A 21,983-nucleotide genomic window follows, 5' to 3' on the forward strand; every position below is an offset into this window, starting at 1 on the left:
TTGCAGCTACATTATGAAACTCTGGCAAAAATCCTACACTCTCGATCAGCAAATTGAAGCCTTCACCGTAGGGCAGGACCGCGAACTCGATGCCTACCTGGCGCCCTGGGATATCCTCGGCTCTCTGGCGCATGTGCAGATGCTCACCAAGATCGGGCTGATTACCGAAGAGGAGCTGGCGCAACTGCAAGCTGCCCTTCGCCGACTGTATAAAAAGGCAACCGAAGAGGGTATGACTGTGGAAGCAGGCATGGAAGACATCCACTCGCAGGTGGAATACCTGCTGACCGAAGAGCTGGGCGATATCGGCAAAAAAATACACGCGGGGCGCTCCCGCAATGATCAGGTGCTGGTGGACCTGCGGTTGTACTTCCGCTCGGAGATAGAGGAAGTCACCCAGCTCATGGGCGAGCTGTTTCAAACCCTTTTACAGCTTGCCGAACAGCATAAAGACATTCTGCTGCCCGGCTACACCCACTACCAAGCCGCTATGCCCTCCAGCTTCGGGCTGTGGTTCAGCGCTTACGCGGAAAGCCTGGTGGACGACCTGCGGCTGTGGCAGGGTATTTACCAGACCATCAACCACAATCCGCTGGGCTCAGCGGCGGGCTACGGTGCCTCCTTCCCGCTCGACCGTCGCATGACCACAGAACTGCTGGGCTTTGAAGACCTGAGCTACAACGTGGTACACGCTCAAATGGGGAGGGGAAAATCTGAACAGCAGCTCAGCTATGGTATCGCCGGCACTGCGGCTACCCTGGGCAAGCTCGCTGCAGATGTCGTGCTCTACGTCAGCCAAAACTTTGCCTTTTTATCCTTCCCGGATGAGCTCACCACCGGCTCCAGCATCATGCCGCACAAGAAAAATCCGGATGTCTTCGAGCTGCTCCGGGCCCGCTGCAACAGCCTGCAGGCCCTGCCCGTGCAAATCAGCCAACTGACGGCCGGGCTGCCCTCCGGCTATCACCGCGACTTCCAATTGTTGAAAGAAGCCATTTTCCCCGCCCTGCAGCAACTCAAGCAGTGCCTGAGCATTCTCAACTACGCTTTGCCCCACGCCCGCCCGGCGGAGCGCCTGCTGGAAGATGAGCGCTACCGCTACCTCTTCAGCGTGGAGGCCGTCAATCAGCTGGTGCTTGAAGGCAAGCCCTTCCGGGAAGCCTACCAGATTGTGGGCGGACAGATTGCTAACGGTACCTTTGAGCCACCCCGGGAAATCCGGCACACGCATGAAGGCAGCATTGGCAACTTATGCCTGCCGGAAATCCGGGCGAAGTGGGAACGTATCGCTCAGGGCTTCCCCTTTGAGCAGGTGGGAGAAGCCATCCGGCAATTGCTGCAAAAAGCTTGATTAAAAAAACATACCGTAGGAATTCCTGGCGTTATTGAACCGATCAAGCATACGCTCCCGTGCGTGCGCTTCGTCAAATTCATTGACATCCCATTCTTCTACGCACGTCCATTCCACCATATCTTCGTGGTCTTCGTGCTTAGGGTCGTTGATGGCTTCCACCATATGGTAATAGCCCCAAATGCCTCCACAGTCTTCAGGCGGGCATGCCCCTTTGCCTTTGAGTAGTTTAGGGTAGGTTTCGCCCGGTTCTGCCTCCAGTACTTTTTGGACCTCTATGATATGTTCCCAGCTGTCCCCGAAATCATATTCGTAGATCAGTGAATCGCCTTTGGCGCTAAGGTAGTCTTGTACCTTTTCCTCGCGGCCGTCCTGCGTCTCATCCATATCGAACTCGTCAGGCATGCCGATACTGAAACTCCGCCGCCGATCGGTAAAAGCATGCAGGTGGCTGTTGGTCCAGCCCATGGCACCTTGTATGATCGCATGCAACTGTTGAAAGTCCAGCCCTGCCGGGATTTGTATCTGCCGCCAAATGGGAGGCTTTTGGGAGCCCATCAGCGTGATTTTGAGTTGAAAAACGGTTTGGCTCATCTGTGATAATCTTTTAAGCTTTTGATTGCGGAATGGCCCTTGGGCAGGTCATCCGAGTCGATGTACAAAGTTAACTTTTAAACAACATCAAAACCTTACCTTTGCCTAAAACTGCATTACGCGATATGAAAAAGCTACTCTTCCTCCTCGCCACTATCCTCGTGGTACAGAGCTGCAACAACAGCTACCAGCAAATGGCCATCCGTAAAAAGCCAAAAAATGTCATCCTGCTGATTGGGGACGGCATGGGGCTGACGCAGATGTCCACTGCTTTTTACTACCAGGATAAAACGCCCAGCTTTACCCGTTTCCAGCACATCGGGCTGCACCAAAATGAACCCACTGACGCTACGATTACCGACTCGGCGGCGGGCGCTACTGCGTTCTCAACCGGTTACAAATCCTACAACAGCGCCATTGGAGTAGATAAAGATACGATTGCCCGGGAGACGATCCTCGAGATGGCTGCAGCCCGGGGGCAGGCTACCGGCGTTATAGCCACCTCTTCTATCACGCATGCTACGCCTGCTTCCTTTTTTGCGCATGTGGAAAACCGGGGTATGGCAGATGAAATAGCGGCTCAGCTACCTGCAGCGCCTGTCGATTTCTTTGCGGGTGGTGGCATTGAGTTCTTTGCCCGCCGTAAGGATGGCAAAAATTACCTGGATTCCCTTGCCGCTTACGGTTACCTGATGGATACCACTGCTCTTGCCAAGCCTGCGGCCTGGGACTATAGCAAAAAGTATGGCTACCTCCTGGCTTCTGATGGTATGCCGAAAATGTCAGAAGGTCGGGGAGACTTCCTCCCTGAAGCTACCGCCATGGCTATTGATTTTCTTTCTGAGGACAAAGATGGTTTCTTCCTCATGGTGGAAGGCTCTCAAATTGACTGGGGTGGCCATGCGAACGATGGTGATTACATCATTGAGGAAGTGAAAGACTTTGATAAAGCGATTGATGCGGCGCTGAATTTTGCAGAAAAAGATGGGAATACCCTGGTGATTGTTACCGCAGATCATGAAACGGGCGGGATGTCCCTCTCAGCCGCTGAAGTGCGCATGCAGCGGACTTATGAGCATATCAACCCTACCTTCTCTACTGGCGGGCACTCTGCTACGCTTATCCCGGTTTATGCCTACGGCCCCGGCGCAGCTAAGTTTATGGGCATTTATCAAAACAACGATATTTTCGGCCTGATGCTGCAAGCCCTGCGCTGGTAACAGCGTCTACGTGCAGCCGAAAATGTGCCCGGTACGGCTTGCGAGCTTGTACCGGGCACTGCTATTTTATCGAGACAATTTATCGAGACCGTTATTCCTCATTATCGGCTGATGACCGCCCTTTCCACATGCTGTTGGTCGTTTTGGGTCAACCGGATGAGGTAAGTGCCTTCCGGAAGTTGGCTGGTTTCCAGTTGGAAGGCGTTGGAGCCACTCACTGCCTGATCCGTGAACGCCTGCAGCGTGCGGCCCATCAGGTCGAGCAGCTCAATTTCCACTTTGCCCTCAGTTGCGGCACGGTATTGCAGATTGACGAGGTCTTTGGCGGGGTTAGGGAAGATGCGGAAGCCGGCGCCTTTAGTCAGGTCGTTGCTTTTCAGGCCGGAAGGATTGCCCACGGCGATTCCATTTTCTCCGGGTAAAGCAGAGCCAATAGTAATGGTGTAATCTTCTACCTCGCCATAACTGAATGTTTCACAAGGCGTGGAATAAGCGTTGTACTTCATGGCTACCCGCATGCGCGTAGTGCCTGGAGTTGCGTTTGGAGATACACTCAGGGTACCTGACAAAGTGCCTGTACCGCTGCCCTGTCCGATTTGCTCTCCGGCATCTGAGAAGTCGCCATCACGGTTGTAATCAATCCACAGGCGCCAGTATTCAGTGTAAGTAGAGCTGGAGAAGCCGGGCACCAGTGTGACGGAAACAGAGCCTCCGGGCGTGAGTGCGGTGGAAAGGTTGGTGTAGTCCCCATAGCCACCGTCGTTGCCGGAGTTGTTATTAATACTGCCAAACTGTATTCGCTGAATCCATTCGAAATTGCTATTGCTGCCTTCCGAGCCGCAGTAGCTTGGTGGCGGGGGAGGAGGTGTGCTGCCTACACAGAAATTAGTGGCCTCGCTGCTGGCGAAGCTGCCTCCCGAAGCCAGTACCGTACTGCCATCGGTGAGGCTGTACGAGCCGTTGCCGTAACCACAGCAGATACCATCTCCATAGCTGTCGAAGATGGTGAAGTCATAGCAGCCATTCGGCAGGCAGATGTCTTCGGTGACGGTAGACCCTGCACCGCTGTATGGCCCACCGGAAGCTACGGTTGTGCCACTGCCATTAACCACGCTCCAGGTCGTCTCTCCCGGGTAGTTGTCCAGGTTAATGGTGAGCGTAATCTCATTGTCGTTGCAGGTGGGGTTGCCGCCGCCACCGTCACAGGCCTGCAGGCAGGAGGCATTGGACACACGGTTACGGATGACGTTGCCAGGCTGTGATCCAAAGCCGAGGTTGAAGTTGATCCCGACGTTCTGAATGTGGCAGTAGCTCATAATCGTTCCTCCATTGCTGGGGTAGCCCGGCAGAGAGCAGGAGCCCTCTGTTGATCCGGCACAGCCATCGATAGCCGTATTATTGCCATTCCAGACACAGGCGTGGGTGTGGCGGGAACCGAACAGGTGCCCAAACTCGTGAGTGGTGACCATAATCGTGAAGGAGTAAGTCGGCACCTGCGAATAAGAAGAGCTAATGGAAGAGAAACACAGGCTATTATCCGGATTGCTGTTGCAAAGCCCGGAGAAGCCAGCAGCGATACCACCGCTGGCCTGATAGGACAACAAGTGGCCCAGATCTCCATTGACCCCATTACGGAAGTTTTGGAAATCAGAAAGCATTCCGGAACTGGAATTACTGGAGTAAGGGCTGCTGGAGCTCCAGACAAAAATTTCTGAAACTACGGTGTTGATATTCTCATTGGCATAGAGCGTGGCCACCTCGTTGGCAATGCCCGTTACGTAGTTGGTCGCGCCTTGTGTACCCCCTTTGTTTTGGAAAATGTCATAATCTACTTCGTAGTAAAAACGCACACAGTCGCTAAGTGCCCGTGTGCCGACTTGTGGCTGCAGTTCCTCCCGGGTGTAGCCTTCGCCATCGTCGGGTGTACCGCAATCGTAAGCCATGCGCTCCAGTACATCCTTATCGTTGTACAGGATGTAGCGGGTTTCATTGCGGTTGCCTTCCAACTGGCCAAGGACGAGATTGCCCCCTCTTGCCGGGCTGAACAGGCCCATGACCCCATCTTCAAAAACACTCAGGGAGGCAATAGAACCGGACTCCCCTTTGATAATGCCACGGTAGTGCACGCCGTAGTCTACATCAGCGGCAGACTCGGTCTGACTGTCCGTAACCTGGAAATCATCGGTAAAGAGGTCCACCCTGACCAGCTCAATGGCGAGCTCGCTGCGATGGGTGGAGGGTAAGTTAAACGTGATGCGGTCTGGCTGCTCGGCATGGAGTTGCTGTACCACCTCGTCCCGCATTTCGAGCAGATCGTACTGGTCAGGAGCCTCGTCCCCAAGGTTCGCCCGTCCTTCAGATTGGTCAAAAGCAGTTACCATTTGGAAAGGCATGCCCTTGCGTTTCTCCGCCTTAACGAGCTCGGCAGGCTTTAGGATGCCTTGCCCAAAGAGGGACAGGGCAAGGAAACAGGAGATTGTTGTAAGTAGAGTTTTCATACTAATTATTAATGGTTAAAAAGAATTTCAGAATGAAGAAGCAGCCTGGAAGGCATACAAAACCCACTGCTGGCCAATCCCATTGATGGCAGCAGGTAAAGCCGTATTGCTTCAAAAAGCATGAAGAGGACCTAATGCACGGCACCTAACCTGTAACAGGCTATGTTGCAGTGATCCAAAGCTTTTGAACAGCTCAAACTGAGCGTCACTATCCGATTGTTTCTCGGCACTTAAGTGCCATGCGGGTGAAAACACCTGTTAGGAGTACAGGAGCATTTGTTCTGGCAAGCGTTGATCCAGATTGACTTTAAGCCCATTCAAATTTTCGGGCTCAGTATAATATGGATATAACCAGGGGTGTAAATCTTAAATGTTTGGAGTCTTGGTTTAAAGTAAGAAGCTTGTTCTGTCTCGATGGTGATAAATGTAGTAAAAATTAATGTATAAGCAAAAAAACGGCATTTTTGATGAACAAAAAAAGAGCACTGCGGCTCCTTTGCCGCAGCGCTCGAAATTCACACAATTAATGCCATGTCTTTACAGCCTTTTGCGGCTGTCTGTATGTTAATACCTGGAAATGGTAAATTTCTCTACCCAGTACTGATGCCCGGCCTGTACCCGCACGACGTAGGTGCCGGCTGGCAGTTGACTGACGTCGATTTGCTGTTGCACGGTACCAGGCATCCAATCTAGTGTGCCGATTGGCATTTGCTGTCCGGTCAGGGCATAGACTTCCACCCTCGCTTGCTCCAATTGTGGCTGATCAAGCTGTAGCGTGAGCAAATCCGCTACGGGATTGGGGTACAGGCTAAGTGCTGCGGTGGGCGCATTTTCTTCCAAAGCCGCTAATGGGGTGCCCAATCCATTGCTGCCTGAACAGTCGTCTCCTTCATAAATAATGATGTTGCGGAAGTAGGAGTTGCCATTGCGGGGCGGTCGGTCATGGTCAGCCGTGAAGAACAGGTACTGAAATTCCCCGGTATAAAATTCACCAATCGGGATGACGTATTTTTTCCAAATTGCCCCTCCGGGATAGTTGTCGTAGTTGCCATAACCCCAGTTTTGAATACCGTATAACCGGATCAGGCGGTTGGAGGATATGCTGTTGTTTTCGTCAAAGCCAATGCCATGTATTTCTCCCTGACGGGTAGAGCCAAATTCCAGTTCAATGACAGTATTAGGCGTCACCTCATAGTTGACTTCTATGGCTTTCCAGGCGTTGTTTTGGATACGGAGGACCTCGCCATCATCGAGCAGATCGTGAGTGCCCGCATCCTGTGGTCCACCGAAGGACAGGATTTCGTAATCCGAAAAGTTGATGGGGAGGCAATTGTTGTCTCCTGGCTCCGGCTGTTCTGCAGGCAGGCAGAAATTGACTTCCTCTCCGGTACCGTACTCCCCACCCGTGGCCAACAGTAAGCCACTTGTGTCCGTAAGGGCGTAATAGCCATCACCGTAGTCGCAGCAGATGCCATCGCCGTAGGTGTCCCGGATTTCGAATACATAACATCCTTCCTTGAGGCAGAGCATTTCGTTAATGATGGTACCATTTGTTGTATTGGGATACGGGCCGCCACTGTATTGTAATGCGCCACTGGTATCTCTGATTTCCCAGGTGGTTTCAATGCCATAGGCATCGAGGACAATCTCCAGCGCGACTTCCTGTCCGGCGCAGGTGTCAATACTTCCGCCTCCGCCATCTGTAGCACAGGCTTGCAGGCAGTCCGCATCGGCTACGGCGTTGCGCAAGACGTTACCGGGCTGAAAGCCAAAACCTTTACTGAAATTGATACCCACGTTGCGCAGGTGGCAGTAGCTCATCATCGTGCCGCCGTCGGAAGGCCAACCCGGGGAGGCGCAGTTCCCTTCCGTATACCCTGCACAATCATCGATAGCAGTATTGTTGCCGTTCCAGGCACAGGCGTGGGTATGACGGGCGCCAAAGGAATGCCCAAGCTCGTGCGCGACCACCATTACCGAAAAGGAATAAGTGGGTACGGCAGCGTAAGTTGCATTAATGCTGCTGAATCCGTGCCGGGGCGAGTATTCATTGCATAGGCCAGACAGATAAGCGATGCCGCCGGAAGCCTGATAACTGATTAGCTGGGCAAGGTCGCCATTAAAGGTGGGGCGCTCGTTGACAAACTGAGTGAGGATGACAAAGCTGTTGTTGCCATTGTACGGACTAATTTGGTCCCAAAGCAGCATCTCGGACAGGCGGATGTTGACGGTTTCGTTGGCGTACAAGGTAGCTACCTGATTGAATAAGCCGGTGATGTAGTTGGTTGCTCCGGTCACACCGCCTTTGCTTTGCACGACATCATAATCAATCTCCAGGTAGATCTGTACACAATCGCCAGGGCCACGTTCGCCCACCACCGGTTCCAGTTGCTCCGGGCGGTAATCCGGCGCATCATCAGAGGTAGCGCAGTCGAAAGGCATTTCGCGGAGCACATTATGGTCGTTATACAAGATGTACTCCTGAGGGGAGCGGGCTTCCTGGTTTTTTCCGAGCACGAGGTTGCCCTGACCGGGGGTGCTGATCAGCCCCATGACCTCGTCTTCAAAAAAGCTTAGGGCGACGACCGAGCCCGGTGCCCCCCTGACGACTCCCCGGTAGTGCGCCCCCTGTGGTGCTTTGACCGGGCGCTGTGTGGAAGCTGTAATCGCCACAAAGCCAGGGCTAAGCGGATTGACGCGGACCATCTCCAGGTCAATAGATCCGGACCGGCCTTTAGCAGGTAACGACAGCTTAATGGCGTCGGGTTTTAGGTGTACCAAAGCAGAAAGGGGTTCTTCGTCAAGTTCAAGTAACGTAAAGTCATTGGCATCAAGCTGCCGTGCAGGGGCGTAATCAGATTGTTGTGAGATGGTAAATAAGTTAAGCTCTTCAAATGTTGTACGTTCGTTTTTAGCGGTGTTTATCAAGTCAATGGGTTTGAGGCCTTGTTGTGCAAAGGCAAGCAGTGATGCCAGCAGCGCCAGCAACGTAAGTGGGAATCTCATGGTGTAAAACGGTTTTTGGTTAACAATCGGTTCTTGTTATCAATCAGTTGTCGGGGCACACCACTCCCATTTACTGACAAACGTTTCATTGTCAACAGGTGAGTGTTTGCATCATTAGTTAGCGCATGGCACTGCTACGTGCGCTTGCACCTGTGTAAATCCGGAAAGCTTCGCAACATCAGCCCTAAGGCAGTTGAAATGAAGCATACCGGCTCGTGGCTGGGGAAAACTTCAGAAGCCTAAGCTTCCAGAGCATGAAGCCTGCCCGCAGCGTTGTTTTTCATAAGATTATGGTTTGAATACAATGGATTTGCCGTGTTCAGTTTGACAATACAGTTGCTTATCACGCAGGGGGTCAATCCTGCAGCCTGGGGTCAAGAATGATGGCTTCATCCCAATAGTACAAGGGCGTGGAGCGTGCAGACCACGGCCACGGCGTACTATTTGCGTTTTCTCAAGGTAAGTTTGTGTTGAAGTCGTTCTCAGAAAAAGTGAAAAGGAAAAATGACAAACTGCTCTTTCGGAAGCTGTCTTAGTATTGCAGACCAGCTTGCCGGACCGAGCATAGAGTTGCCTCATTGCCCCCGAAACACTCTTTGGTTTGATGGATGATGCGGGTTTACCCCACAACTGATTAGGATGTTTCAAAGTTAACAGGTTTTAGACACATTCGCAAAGTATTAAACTAAAAAATTCTCTATATGAAAAAAAATATAAATTGTTTAGGCATGCGGCAATTTCTCAGACCTGGCTTCGTTATCATTGGCTTCTGTAGTCAGATACCTGGGACCTTCGGAGCTCAATAGCGCCCTGTCATGCATAAAATTGGCTCCTTAACGTGGGCTTAACAAGTGATAGTATATACCGATATAAAAAGCATATGAAAAAAATAAATTTAAAAAGGCATCATGATAAAAGCCCCGCCTGCTTCCACGGAAGCAGGCGGGGCTTTGTAATCAGAAGGTAAGAGGCTGTTTATGCCTTAAGCATTTTTGGTCGGTGTTTCTTCTTCCTGATGCTCTTCCTGTTTGTTCTCTTCGCCGTTTTGCTCAGCATTATTAGGTTCTGAAGGCGCTTCAGTGGATACCTCAGCCTCTTCCCTTTTTATAGGTTTCAACTGGCCGGCGATATGGTCATCAAAGCCGCTTTCCGGATCGTCCTCTGCCTCACTCGGGCGCTTGCCCAGCAGGCGCTCCACATCGGATTTGAGCAGGACTTCCTTGTCCAGCAATACCTCTGCCAGCTTTTCCAGGTCCTCCCGGTGTTCTGTCAGTAATTCTTTGGCGCGGATGTACTGAGACTCGACAAGTTTTCTTACCTCATCGTCAATCAGGGAGGCCGTGTCATCAGAATAAGGGCGCTGGAATTGGTCTTGTGACAGGCCATAGAAAGAAACCTGGCCGACCTTCTCATTCATGCCAAAGACGGTTATCATACTATAGGCCATCTTGGTAACCTGATCAAGGTCATTTTGCGCACCGGTAGAGATTTTATCAAACACAATAGACTCGGCAGCCCGTCCTCCGAAGGTCATGCACATACGGTCGAGCAGTTGCTCGGTGCGCGTGATGTACTCTTCTTTAGGAAGGTATTGGGCGTACCCCAAAGTGCCGACACCACGTGGTACGATCGTCACCTTCACCAGCGGAGAAGCGTGTGGCAGGAACCATCCGCAGATGGCGTGCCCGGCTTCATGGTAAGCGATAATCTTCTTTTCGTTAGGGGAGATGAGCTTGTTTTTCTTCTCCAGGCCGCCGATGATGCGATCCAGTGCGAAGTTGAAGTCATCCATATCCACCGCCTGCTTATTGCGGCGGGCAGCCACGAGCGCGGCTTCGTTGCAAATGTTGGCAATATCTGCTCCCGCAAAGCCCGGTGTCATCTCTGCCAGAGCTTCAGCATTGACTCCTTCACCAATCTTAATATTGCGGAGGTGTACTTTAAAGATGGATATCCGGCCTTTGAGATCCGGGCGGTCAATACCGATTTGTCGGTCAAAACGCCCCGGGCGCAGCAATGCGCTGTCAAGTACATCCGGTCGGTTGGTAGCGGCCATCAGGATGACACCTTTGTCGGTGCTGAAGCCGTCCATTTCCACCAGCAACTGATTGAGGGTGTTTTCCCGCTCATCGTTGCCTCCCTGCATATTACCTTTCCCGCGGGCACGTCCAATCGCATCGATTTCATCAATAAAGATGATACAAGGCGCTTTCTCCCTTGCCTGCTTAAACAGATCGCGTACCCGTGAGGCACCAACACCCACGAACATCTCTACGAAGTCTGAACCGGAAATCGTAAAGAAAGGGACCCCTGCTTCACCGGCTACTGCTTTGGCAAGGAGTGTCTTACCAGTGCCCGGAGGGCCAACCAGCAGAACTCCTTTCGGGATTTTACCACCCAGAGCAGTATATTTTTTAGGATTTTTCAGGAAATCAACGACCTCCATGACCTCTTCTTTGGCTTCATCAAGCCCGGCAACATCCTGAAAAGTGACGTTAACCTTACTGTTTTGATCAAAAAGGGTCGCTTTGGATTTGCCAATATTGAAAATCTGGGCACCGGGCCCACCGGCACCACCGCTTACCCGGCGCATGATGAAAACCCAGATGGCAACCACGATGATGATCGGTAGTACCCAGCCCAAAAGTGGCGTCAGCCAATTCTGGCGGGTTTCAAAAGTTGGATAAATCCACTCCGATTCAGGTATGTCTGCCTGCTCCTGCGTGATCCGCAGCCAATCTTCAAAGGCTTCCACTGAGCCTACCTCAAGCCAGTATTGGTAGTTCTCCCCGCTTAGCGAGGAGCGGCTTTCGGCATCTTTGTAAAACTCTGTTTTTTGCTCAAGGGCCTGCCGCTTGATGTAGATATAGCCCCGTTTTTGATTGACCACCACCAGTTTTTCCACGTCCTGGTCCGCAATCATTTCACCGAGTTTTTGCCGGTTTACTTGTTCCATGGTGCCTTCTGACATACTGTAGAAATTCAGTGCCAGCAGGAACAACGCAATAATCCCATAAATCCAATAAGTATTGAATTTGGGCCCGGTTGGCTTGTTCTTATCTTCTTGGTTATTCTTGTTCTCCATTAAAATATACGTTTATCGAATCAGGCAGAGCCAGGCCCTGTCTCAACTGATTGTAATGCTTGTCGTCCTGTAGCCGCCCCAAAATTAGAGTATTTCCACAAGACTGTAATCAGAGCCGGATGTCCGGGGTGATATACCCAGGAAATTTATGTAGTAACGTTCTTTACGATATTTCGTTGCCAGAATTCGGCCAAGAGTTCTGAGCAGACTATAAACTCTTGTATTCCGTAACCTGTGCGTCACTCCAAAGGCTCTCCAATTCATAGAAAGAGCGCCGCTCTTTATGAAACACATGCGCTACAGTCGTGAAGTAGTCGATGCAAACCCAAAGCGCATTTCGGTCGCCTTCAACATGGCTGGCAAAGGTATCTGCCTCTCTTTTGAGCCGTTTCTGAATGTGATCGGCAATGGCTTTTACCTGGGTGTTGGAGTCGCCTTCGCAAATGATGAAATAGTCAGTTGGGGCATCATCCAGTTTTCGCATGTCCAGCTTGATGATATTCTTGCCCTTGATGTCCTGAATACTTTCAATGATCAATTCGTTCAGCGCCTCGGTGGTGAGTTCGCGTTGTTGAACTTTGGTGTGTGAATTCAAACTCAGATTTTGTTAATTTTGCAATGAATAAAGGAGGCATTCGTTTTTCGTTTTGCCCCAAAATATGGTTCTGAGGTGGAATAGCCCCCTCCCGGGGCTTACAACAAATAAAATTATCAAATAATTTGCTCTTGCTTAACAAAAACACCCTTTTTATCGGAAAGGTTGTTCATGCCTTCGAGGCTCTTGCTTCCACAAACAGTTACGCACAGGAACTCCTTGCAAAAAGTAAACCAACTGAAGGAACGGTCATTTCGGCAGCCACACAAACTGCAGGCCGTGGACAAATTGGCAGTAAATGGGAGAGCCCGGAAGGGGAGAGCTTGTCCCTGAGTGTCATTTTGTACCCTCATTTTTTACAGGCCCGCAAACAGTTCGAGCTCAATATGGCTGCCACTCTTGCGCTGCGTGATGCGCTGTCAGCTTATGCCAAATCTGTAGTAAGCGTGAAATGGCCCAATGATGTTTATCTGGGGCCGCGTAAAGTTGCAGGCATTCTTATCCAAAATCAGCTGGCCGGGCAGCTGGTACAGCATAGCATCATCGGGACCGGGGTCAATATTAATCAACGGGCTTTCCCTCCTGAGCTGCCATTCGCCACTTCACTGTACCTGGATACGGGCCTCATACACGACCTGGACGAGGTAGCGGCTTCTTATTTACAGGCACTCGAGCAACGCTACCTTCAGCTGAGGGCAGGGCAGACTACCCGGCTCAGGCGCGATTATTACCAGCACCTGACCGGGTATCAGGAGCTGCGCACTTATCGTTTGCCTGACGGCAGAGAGTTCGAGGCAGAGGCTGCCGGAGTAGATGAAGCCGGCCGCTTGCTTTTACGCATCAGTGGGGAGCTTCAGCCCTTCGCACTTAAGGAAATCGCATTGGTGCCTGATATTTCCTGATTTGTCGCAACAAATCGCCCCTTACTGGTCTTTTCCAGAAAAAAGGTTCATGAAAGTATACCTGATCACAATAGGTGATGAAATTCTTATCGGGCAGATTGTGGATACCAATTCGGCCTGGATGGGGCAGCAGCTCAATCTTAATGGAGCGCATATTACCGGGATAATGACCGTTTCGGATGAGGCAGAAAGCATTGTTCAGGCATTGGAGCAAGGGCTACGCTTCGCAGATGTGATTTTAATGACCGGAGGCCTGGGGCCTACCAAAGATGATGTCACCAAAAAAGTCCTTGCGGAGTTTACCGGCGGCAGGCTGTCTTTTCATGAACCGACTTACCGGCGCATCGAGCGGTTTTTTAAGCAGCTCGGGCGTCAGCCAACGGAAGCCCACCGGCTGCAGTCTTACATGCCGGACAACGCTACGCTGCTGACCAACCCAATGGGTACCGCCCCGGGCATGTGGTTTGAAGTAGATGGTAAGGTGATCGTCTCCATGCCGGGCGTACCTTACGAGATGAAAGCCCTCATGCAGAAGGAAGTCCTGCCCCGCCTGAAGGCACAGTATCCCCTGGAACGGATTGCGCATCGTACTTTACTCACAGCCGGAGAAGGTGAATCCCGCATTGCCGAGCGCATCGCCGACCTTGAAGACGCCCTTCCGCCCCATATCAAGCTAGCCTATTTGCCCAATCTAGGGAGAGTACGGCTGCGGCTCAGCAGCCGGGGGAGTCAGTCTGACCAATACCAGGACGAACTTGAGCAGTGGGCTAACCGTTTCAAAGAACGGGTGGAGGACCTGCTCTTCGGAGAAGAAGAAGACCGCCTGGAGGCTGTAGTCGGGCAAATGCTGAAAGCACGCGGGCTGTGGCTCAGTACAGCGGAAAGCTGCACCGGCGGGTACCTTTCGCACCTGATTACCAGTATTCCCGGTTCTTCTGCATACTTTCTTGGCGGTATCGTAGCATACAGCAATATAGTAAAGCAGGAAAAGCTGGGCGTGCGCACTGCTACACTGGAAACCGATGGTGCTGTAAGTGAGGCTACAGTCCGCGAAATGGTGGCTGGCACCCTGCAGCACTTCGGAGGCGATATTGCTGTTGCCGTTTCCGGAATTGCCGGCCCGGGCGGCGGTACGCCGGAAAAGCCGGTAGGGACCATCTGGCTTGCCGTTGGAGATCACAATATGACGGAGGCTTATCTGCTTAAGGCTGGAAAAGACCGTGAGAAAAATATTGAATATACTGGTGCACATGCCCTGAATTTTATCCGCCGGTTTCTGAAAAAACATTATCCTGCCTCATTAGCCAATGGCTAAATCAAGGTAAGGAGCAGGGGCTTTCGGAATGCAGTGCTTTATTTGTTTTACAAGTGCAAAACGGCTAATTTTGCGGTCTGAAAAGGCACAGGCAAAGACCTGCCAAATAGAACCAAAATACACAACGAAAGAAAGAATTATGGCTCAAGTCGAACTGATTATGCCCAAAATGGGGGAAAGCATCATGGAGGCAACCATCCTCAAATGGGTTAAACAGGTAGGAGACTCCGTTGAGGAGGATGAAACCATTCTTGAAATTGCCACAGATAAAGTTGATTCCGAAGTGCCTTCTCCGGTAGACGGAGTGATTCAGGAAATCCGCTTTCAGGAAGACGAAACGGTGGAGATTGGTAAAGTTATTGCGATTATTGGTACAGATGGAGAGGAAGCTACTCCGCAAGCCAGTCCAAGCGTCAAAGAGACAGCCGAGGCGCCTGCCGAAAAGACCAGCAGTAATGGCATAGATAAGCCAGAGCCTCAGCCAGAGCCTGCTATGGCTGAGGCTGATGCGCCCGTTGAGCGTACGGACAGCAGCAATCGCTTTTACTCACCCCTGGTCCGTACCATTGCGGAAAAAGAAGACATTAGCATGGCCGAACTGGAGCAGATTTCAGGCTCCGGCCTACAGGGCAGGGTGACTAAGAAGGATATCCTGGCTTACGTGGAAAACCGCAAAAGCCAACCCTCCTCTGCGCCTGAACTCAAGGCTCCCGTGCAGGAAACTGCTGCGCCAAAACAGCCCAAAGCACCGCCTGCTCAACCTGCTTCCGCCGGGGTATCTGCTTCCGATAATGTTGAAATTATTGAGATGGACCGCATGCGCCGCATCATTGCGGACCATATGGTGAATTCCAAAAAGACCTCACCGCACGTGACTTCTTTTGTGGAGGTGGATGTGACAAAGATTGTCAACTGGCGCAACAAAGTGAAAAAACAGTTCCAGGAAAAGCACGGAGAAAAAATTACCTTCACTCCGATTTTCATGGAGGCCGTAGCCAAAGCGATACGAGACTTCCCAATGGTTAATGTATCGGTGGACGGCAACACAATCGTACGCAAAAAGAACGTTAACATCGGTATGGCGACAGCACTGCCTTCCGGTAACCTGATCGTACCAGTTATTAAAAATGCCGATCATCTTAATTTGATGGGGCTTACCAAGCAGGTTAACGGATTGGCGGCCCGCGCCCGGGCAAATAAACTGGGGGCTGATGAGATACAGGGCGGAACCTTCACCCTGACCAACGTAGGTACCTTTGGCAATGTCATGGGTACGCCAATCATCAATCAGCCTCAAGTGGCTATTTTAGCCGTAGGCGCGATCCGGAAAAAGCCTGCGGTAGTGGAAACTGAATACGGCGACCTTATTGCGGTCCGCCATATGATGTTCCTTTCGCTGTCTTACGACCACCGTGTTGTGGATGGTTTCCTTGGAGGTTCCTTCCTGCGCCGGATAGGAGACTATATGGAGCAGTTTGATGATACCCAAACCATTTAACATGCATTATTTCCGCATCGGATGCAGGAATTAGATATAAAAGTTGGCATATTCCTTGCATTCGATGCGGTTAAGTTTTATAATAGAAAAGTTTTTTACCCCCCAACCCTGATGCCTTACAAGCACAATCATGAATAACGCCTTTTGTGCTCTGATGCCTGTTGGCGCAGAGCTTTGGTAACCTGTCGACATTAACCCTGAACGGTCCTCTGCCGCGGCCGTTCCTCAAAAGTAACAGGCGCTATGAGAATATTGCTACTTGCCTTGTTGTCATTGACAGTGGGGCACGCACTCAAGGCACAAGCCTACAAAAAAGAAGAAGCCAAGGCGTTCTTCGTCAATCAACGGTACGAAGAAGCGCTTGCTGTGTTAAAAACAGCAGAGTCCCTGGTAGCCAACGACCAGGAAGCGCGCTTCCTACTCGCGGTATCCTATTATCAAACCAACCAACTGGAAGCCGCGGGACGCTTGTTCCAGTCTATTATCCGTAGTGAAAAGGATCCTTTTCCGGAATGCTGGCTCTACCTGGGGAAGATCCGCCATGCTATGAACCAGTTTGCAGAAGCAGCGGGTTACTATAAAGACTATTTAAGGCGTATCCGCGCCAATAGCCCCAACCGGAAAATGGTATGGGACGATATCCGCCGCTGCGCAACCGGTATGCGGCTGCAGTACCTGCCCTCTGAAGTGTACGCTGAAAACCTGGGGCCCAAAGTGAACACTAACGGCGATGAGTTCGCACCCGTGCCCAGCCCTAACTTCAGCAATCGGTTGTATTTTTCATCCATGCGCAGCGGTAATTTGGGCGGGCGCAGAGACGAGAATGGAATGCCGGACAGCCGTACCGGACAGTTCTATAGCGATATTTTTTCCTGCCGTTCTGCTACCGGTGGTGGGGGGAACTGGCAGGAAGTAAGCTCTGTGGGGTACCTGGTCAACAGTACGCGGCACGATGTGCTCCTGGATTTCAATGCGGACGGTACTGTCCTGTATTTTTTTCAGGGCTGGCACCATGAGGACGCCAAGATTATTGTGGATACTTTCCGCAACGATAAGGAAGAGCGAACGGTGAGTTCTGATGTTTTCAAAGGGCCTATCAATCCTGCTATTGGTGATGAAGCGTTCTTCTTCGCCAGTGACAACCTGGTTTTCTTCGCCAGCCGGCGCCCCGGAGGCTACGGTGGGCTTGACCTGTATCGCCTTGAATACAAAAACGGGCAGTGGGGGACTCCTGTCAACCTTGGCCCTCAAATCAATACCGCCTATGACGAAACCACGCCCTTTCTGGCCCGGGACCGCATAACCCTGTATTACAGCACCAACCATCCTGATTTTAGTATCGGAGGACTGGATATCGTAAAAGCTGTTTTTAACGCCAATTCCGAAACCTGGACCACGCCTGAAAATCTGCTGACGAAGATCAACTCTTCTGAAGATGATGCCTACTTTCGGATCGCCAAGGACGGCTTCACGGGCTTTTTTGCCTCTTCCCGAAAGGACGGTATGGGACAGCGTGACCTTTATGCCGCTCATTTTGACAACTTTTTGCCGGAGATGGAACTCCGTGTGGATGAGTACTACGGGTATGTAGAATCCAGGCTTGTTGAACCCGAAGTAACCGGGCCTCAGGAGGATATGGCTGCTAATCCAGAAGGGGAATCGCTACCGGCTTTGCCTGAGGAGATCATCACTACTGAAGAGGTGGCGTCAGTGCCAGAAGCAGAAATGTCTGCGGAGCACGAAATTACAGGTGAACAGGAGGAGGTTCCTGTTCAGCCTCAGGTGGACGGGGCACCGGAGACCGCTTCTGAGGCAGGCAATGCCGGGCTGTTGTTCCTGCCCCCGATCTACTTCAGAATGGATACGCCGGAAGCCTTCTCCGCAGATCAGCTTCGGCAACTGCAGACCATCGCAGACACCATGCAAAAACAGGAAGATGCCTACCTGGTTTTAACGGCTTACCAGAAAGAGGTTGAAAGTGGCAAAGGCGCAGCAATATTCAAAGGTGCTCAGCAGGCAGAAGCTGTCGCAAAAGCCCTTTTGAAAAAAGGAGTACCGAACGACCGTATTTTTATCAGAGGATTGCTTTCTGAAGCAGTAGGTGATCAGGAATGCAGTGTTGATTTTTCATTCTACCTTCCTGAAGGCAAGGCTGCCACAACCCCTCTTCCAGTCGTAGGTCTCCGGTACGCTAATGCAGTCCCCAGGCATCCTGTTCATCAACGGCTATTGTACAAGGTACAGGTAGGGGCACTAAGCGGCGCCTATGGCACCAACAGCCTCGATGCGTACGAAGGCGTCATGGTAGAACGGCAGATGGATGGTCCGTATTACCGGTATACGGTAGGTGCTTTTACGACTTTTGAAGAGGCGGAGGCGTTTAAGGTGAAGTTGCTCAGGGGCGCCTTTACATCGGCTTACGTAGCAGCGTATATAGATGGGCGGCGTGCCGATCAGATGCGTGCCCGCAGGCATATCATTGACTTTCCGGACCTCAAGGCGTATACGGATTAATTCAGCCGGACAGGCGCGATCAGGAAAAAGGTTGGGATAATTGCTTTAAAGGTACTGTTGTCCAGTATGTTGACCATCTGAAAGGCACCGTGCATTTTCCCAATGCCTGTCGATAGGTCGCACCAGGAGGCATAGCGATGCTTGCCCCCCGGCGGCAGGACAGGCTGCTGTCCGATCACACCTTCCCCTTCCACTTCCCGCACATGTCCGTTGGCATCCCAGATAAACCAGTGGCGCCCAAGTAACTGCACGGTTTCCTTGCTGTTGTTCTCAATGGTGATTTCGTAGGCAAAAATGTAGCGGTGCTGAGCAGGACGGGAATAAGCGGCCTGATAGGAAGGCTGTACCGTAATCTGAATGCCGTTAGTCGTTTGCGTTGCCATGTCTAGGCTTCCTTTATTGCATCTTCAATAATTTTTTCCGCAGCACGGAGCGCTTGTTGCAGGTCATCGTTGATGAGTACGATGTCAAAACGGCCCTCATAGGTCATTTCTTCAGCCGCTCTGTCCAGCCGTTTACGGAGATTAGACTCGTCCTCAGTGCCACGGGCAACCAACCGCTGACGCAGCGCCTCAAGTGAAGGGGGCTTGACGAATACAGCGATTGCCTCCTCGGGGTAGGCTTCCTTAATATTGACTGCACCTTTTACATCAATATCGAACACAATATGCTTACCCTTTCCCCATAGCCGCTCCACTTCACTTTTGAGGGTGCCATAGAACAGGCCCTCATATACCTCTTCCCATTCCACAAAGCCCTCGCTTTTCACTAACTCCGTAAACTGCTTCGGAGAAATAAAATAGTAGTCTTTGCCATCCGTTTCATGCGGCCGTTTGGGCCGGGTAGTGGCTGAGGTGGAAAAAGACAAATGATCATAGCGCTCAAGGAGATGCCGGACAATAGTAGTTTTGCCAGCTCCTGAAGGCGCGGCAAATAGAAATAACTTACTCATACGGTGTTGGCCACTTGTTCTTTAACTTTTTCTAACTCGTCCTTCATCTCTACTACCAGCTTTTGGATGCTGGAAGAATAGGCTTTGGCACCCATAGTGTTGATCTCCCGGCCCATCTCCTGGCTGATGAAGCTTAATTTCCGGCCCTTGAGGGGCTGCTTTTTGTTGAGTTCCTCAATAAAGTACTTACAGTGCTGTTCGAGGCGGACTTTCTCTTCCGTGATATCAATTTTTTCGAGATAGAACAGTATCTCCTGCTCGAAGCGGCTGTCGTCTACTTTGTCCTTGCCCAGGTGCTCATCCAAACTTTGCCGCATACGCTGCCTCAGTTTAGTCACGCGCTCTTCCTCCTCCGGGTCCAATTGCTGGAGCAGGCTGGAGATGTTTTCAACGCGTAGTTGCAGATCCTCCTTCATGGCATTGCCCTCGGCGGTGCGGAAAGCGGTGAACTTCTCTATCGCGTCATTCAGCGCGGTTTTCATGGCAGACCACTCCTCTTCGTCTATGCTGTCAGCCGCAGTCGCCACTACAGAGGGCAGCCGTAGAATAGCCTGCAGCATATCGCCATCCGGTATGTTGAGTTCGGAAGAAAGGCGGCTCAGCTCCCGGTGGTATTTGCGGAAGAGCGGTTCGTTGAGGCCGTACTCCTCATCCCCGCTATCAGAAGCTACTTCGATATTGACCTCTATTTTGCCCCGGTGCACCCGGTCGGAGATGAGCTTGCGGAGTTCATGCTCTTTTTCCCGGTAGTTTTGAGGTATTTTGGCCCTGATATCAGTGTATTTACTATTGAGAGACCGGAGCTCTACATTGATGGTTTTATCCTTAAAGGGATGTGACACGCGGCCGTAGCCTGTCATTGATAGCAGCATAGAAATAAGTTTAGGCTTTAAGCCCGGAAGGTAGGCTAATACAGCCGCAATTTTGCAATGTGCAAAGATAAAGAAAGGAATGGAAAAGTCATTTTTTGCTGTAACCAGTTGAGCGCGAACCAAAAAAAGTAAAAATAAACCAAACATTTATTTTCGATTAAAAAAATAAATACCGAGCTTTGCCCTTCGTTTTGAAAAAGCAAGAATTGCTATAACTGACTATAAACCAAGAACTAACGATGAGAAAAGCTGATTTGGTTGCAGCAATTTCAGAGAAAACAGGTGTGCCAAAGGTAGACGTGTTGGTTACCTTGGAGACTTTCTTCAAAGAAGTGAAAGGCAGCCTTTCTGATGGTGAGAACGTGTATATCCGCGGTTTTGGCTCTTTCGTGATTAAAAAGCGCGCCAAAAAAATCGGTCGCCATATCAAGAAGAATATCGCCATAGAAATCCCTGAGCATTATATCCCTTCATTCAAGCCGGCGAAGGTTTTCGTGGAGCAGGTGAAAGAAAATGTGGATGCGCTCCCGGATGAAGATACAAAATAACTTTTGCTGATATGACAAAGCTTCAGTGGGCGGTCATCGCCGGGGCATTAGCCTTGTTTCTGGTACTCTACCTGGGCTGCGACCGAAAACCTGAAGATATCGCAAGTCTGGAAACGTCCAGAGCACTATCGGTTGAAAGTACAGACATTAATTTGGTCATTCAGGAAGCTAAAGCAGTGCTTGAGCCTGCTCAGCGCTCGATGATTTCGGGCCTTGAGCAAGACCTGGAGTCTTCACTTGAAGACAGCATCCGGGTAGGCTTGTACAAGGAGCTCTCCGGGGAATGGTATCAATTGCAGCGTTTCTCCATCGCCGGCCACTATGCGCAGCAGGTGGCTGAGGTGGAAAATAACGAGGGGGCATGGTCCATCGCAGGGACTACCTACTCTATCTGTACACAGCGTACGACAGAGGAGCGGATAAAGTCTTTTTGTTCGAAACGGGCAATACAGGCTTTTGAAAATGCCATTTCCCTGAATCCGGAAAACCTGGCCAATCGGGTTAACCTGGCGCTGACTTATACCAATAATCCGCCGGAAGACAACCCAATGAAAGGGGTGCTGATGTTGAGAGAACTCAACCAAGAGCAGCCTGACAATGTTTTAGTACTTAATGCCCTTGGCCGGCTATCTATTCGTACCGGGCAGTTTGAGAATGCCGTCAAACGCCTGGAGGCCGCTTTGAAAGCTGACTCGCAGAACGTGACAACCATTTGTTTACTGGCTCAAGCTTATGAAGGCGCCGGAAATGCTGAGCAGGCTAATGCATTTGCTGAGCAGTGCCGGCAACTGAGACAGTAATTATCATTAAATATTTGATTTTTTCATTTTTAAAAGGATTCTGACTATGCCTTGTGGAAAGAAGAGAAAAAGACATAAGATCGCAACGCACAAACGTAAAAAGCGCTTGCGCAAGAATCGTCATAAGAAGAAGAATAAGTAAGTGATTTTCGGTTGCTTCCGGAGTCTGGCCTGTGCCTGACTCCGGAAGCGGTGTATTCAGGCGTGGTATTGTACATCAGCTATGCCGGATG

General features: G+C 51.0%; 16 protein-coding genes. 8 read left to right on the plus strand and 8 right to left on the minus strand.

Annotated elements, in window-relative coordinates; genetic code table 11:
- The first annotated feature begins 13 nt into the window (after positions 1–13).
- Positions 14–1,351: an argininosuccinate lyase gene (gene argH, locus IX84_RS09895; RefSeq protein ID WP_044219530.1), complete on the plus strand. Its 1,338-nt coding sequence runs from the start codon at positions 14–16 to the stop codon at positions 1,349–1,351.
- Here the strand turns inward: argH and IX84_RS09900 are convergent, their stop codons facing one another.
- Positions 1,352–1,945 carry a plasmid pRiA4b ORF-3 family protein gene (locus IX84_RS09900; RefSeq protein WP_044219531.1) on the minus strand — a complete coding sequence of 198 codons (594 nt, stop codon included), beginning with the start codon at positions 1,943–1,945 and terminating at the stop codon, positions 1,352–1,354.
- A gap of 125 nt (positions 1,946–2,070) precedes the next feature.
- Here IX84_RS09900 and IX84_RS09905 point away from each other — a divergent pair, with 125 nt between their 5' ends.
- A complete protein-coding gene (locus IX84_RS09905) occupies positions 2,071–3,165 on the plus strand; it encodes an alkaline phosphatase (protein WP_044219532.1) in 1,095 nt (364 codons plus the stop codon).
- A gap of 101 nt (positions 3,166–3,266) precedes the next feature.
- Here IX84_RS09905 and IX84_RS30890 read toward each other — a convergent pair whose 3' ends face one another.
- From IX84_RS30890 to rsfS, 4 genes are all read right to left on the minus strand, one after another.
- The gene (locus IX84_RS30890; protein ID WP_052515909.1) at positions 3,267–5,663 is read right to left on the minus strand and encodes a zinc-dependent metalloprotease; all 2,397 of its coding nucleotides are present in this window, start codon (positions 5,661–5,663) and stop codon (positions 3,267–3,269) included.
- A 564-nt stretch (positions 5,664–6,227) separates the two neighbouring features.
- The gene (locus tag IX84_RS09915; RefSeq protein WP_081968688.1) at positions 6,228–8,669 is read right to left on the minus strand and encodes a zinc-dependent metalloprotease; all 2,442 of its coding nucleotides are present in this window, start codon (positions 8,667–8,669) and stop codon (positions 6,228–6,230) included.
- 982 nt (positions 8,670–9,651) lie between these two features.
- Positions 9,652–11,754, minus strand: coding sequence for an ATP-dependent zinc metalloprotease FtsH (gene ftsH, locus IX84_RS09920; protein ID WP_081968689.1), 2,103 nt, complete (start codon positions 11,752–11,754; stop codon positions 9,652–9,654).
- Positions 11,755–11,962: 208 nt separating this feature from the next.
- Positions 11,963–12,349: a ribosome silencing factor gene (gene rsfS, locus IX84_RS09925; RefSeq protein WP_044219535.1), complete on the minus strand. Its 387-nt coding sequence runs from the start codon at positions 12,347–12,349 to the stop codon at positions 11,963–11,965.
- Between the two features lie 131 nt (positions 12,350–12,480).
- Here rsfS and IX84_RS09930 point away from each other — a divergent pair, with 131 nt between their 5' ends.
- From IX84_RS09930 to IX84_RS09945, 4 genes are all read left to right on the plus strand, one after another.
- The gene (locus IX84_RS09930; RefSeq protein WP_052515910.1) at positions 12,481–13,251 is read left to right on the plus strand and encodes a biotin--[acetyl-CoA-carboxylase] ligase; all 771 of its coding nucleotides are present in this window, start codon (positions 12,481–12,483) and stop codon (positions 13,249–13,251) included.
- A 49-nt stretch (positions 13,252–13,300) separates the two neighbouring features.
- Entirely contained in the window at positions 13,301–14,566 is a 1,266-nt protein-coding gene (locus tag IX84_RS09935) for a competence/damage-inducible protein A (RefSeq protein WP_044219536.1), read from the plus strand.
- 139 nt (positions 14,567–14,705) lie between these two features.
- Positions 14,706–16,064 carry a dihydrolipoamide acetyltransferase family protein gene (locus IX84_RS09940; protein ID WP_044219538.1) on the plus strand — a complete coding sequence of 453 codons (1,359 nt, stop codon included), beginning with the start codon at positions 14,706–14,708 and terminating at the stop codon, positions 16,062–16,064.
- Between the two features lie 243 nt (positions 16,065–16,307).
- Positions 16,308–18,578 carry a tetratricopeptide repeat protein gene (locus IX84_RS09945; protein ID WP_044219540.1) on the plus strand — a complete coding sequence of 757 codons (2,271 nt, stop codon included), beginning with the start codon at positions 16,308–16,310 and terminating at the stop codon, positions 18,576–18,578.
- Here IX84_RS09945 and apaG read toward each other — a convergent pair.
- From apaG to IX84_RS09960, 3 genes are read right to left on the minus strand one after another with little or no spacing between them, the layout of a single operon-like run.
- Positions 18,575–18,961: a Co2+/Mg2+ efflux protein ApaG gene (gene apaG, locus IX84_RS09950; RefSeq protein ID WP_044219541.1), complete on the minus strand. Its 387-nt coding sequence runs from the start codon at positions 18,959–18,961 to the stop codon at positions 18,575–18,577. The two genes, IX84_RS09945 and apaG, sit on opposite strands and share 4 nt — an antisense overlap.
- Before the next feature lie 2 nt (positions 18,962–18,963).
- Positions 18,964–19,530, minus strand: a complete 567-nt coding sequence (gene gmk / locus IX84_RS09955; RefSeq protein ID WP_044219543.1) for a guanylate kinase — start codon at positions 19,528–19,530, stop codon at positions 18,964–18,966.
- On the minus strand, positions 19,527–20,402 hold the full coding sequence (locus IX84_RS09960; RefSeq protein WP_238578255.1) for a YicC/YloC family endoribonuclease: 876 nt from the start codon (positions 20,400–20,402) through the stop codon (positions 19,527–19,529). The genes gmk and IX84_RS09960 overlap by 4 nt, the downstream gene beginning before the upstream one ends.
- Before the next feature lie 239 nt (positions 20,403–20,641).
- Here IX84_RS09960 and IX84_RS09965 point away from each other — a divergent pair, with 239 nt between their 5' ends.
- Both IX84_RS09965 and IX84_RS09970 read left to right on the plus strand, forming a co-directional pair.
- Positions 20,642–20,950: an HU family DNA-binding protein gene (locus IX84_RS09965; RefSeq protein WP_044145658.1), complete on the plus strand. Its 309-nt coding sequence runs from the start codon at positions 20,642–20,644 to the stop codon at positions 20,948–20,950.
- Between the two features lie 11 nt (positions 20,951–20,961).
- Entirely contained in the window at positions 20,962–21,750 is a 789-nt protein-coding gene (locus IX84_RS09970) for a tetratricopeptide repeat protein (RefSeq protein ID WP_044219545.1), read from the plus strand.
- Positions 21,751–21,983: the final 233 nt, after the last annotated feature.

It is taken from the genome of Phaeodactylibacter xiamenensis (assembly GCF_000759025.1).
In the GTDB taxonomy this organism is placed as follows: Bacteria; Bacteroidota; Bacteroidia; order Chitinophagales; family Saprospiraceae; genus Phaeodactylibacter; species Phaeodactylibacter xiamenensis.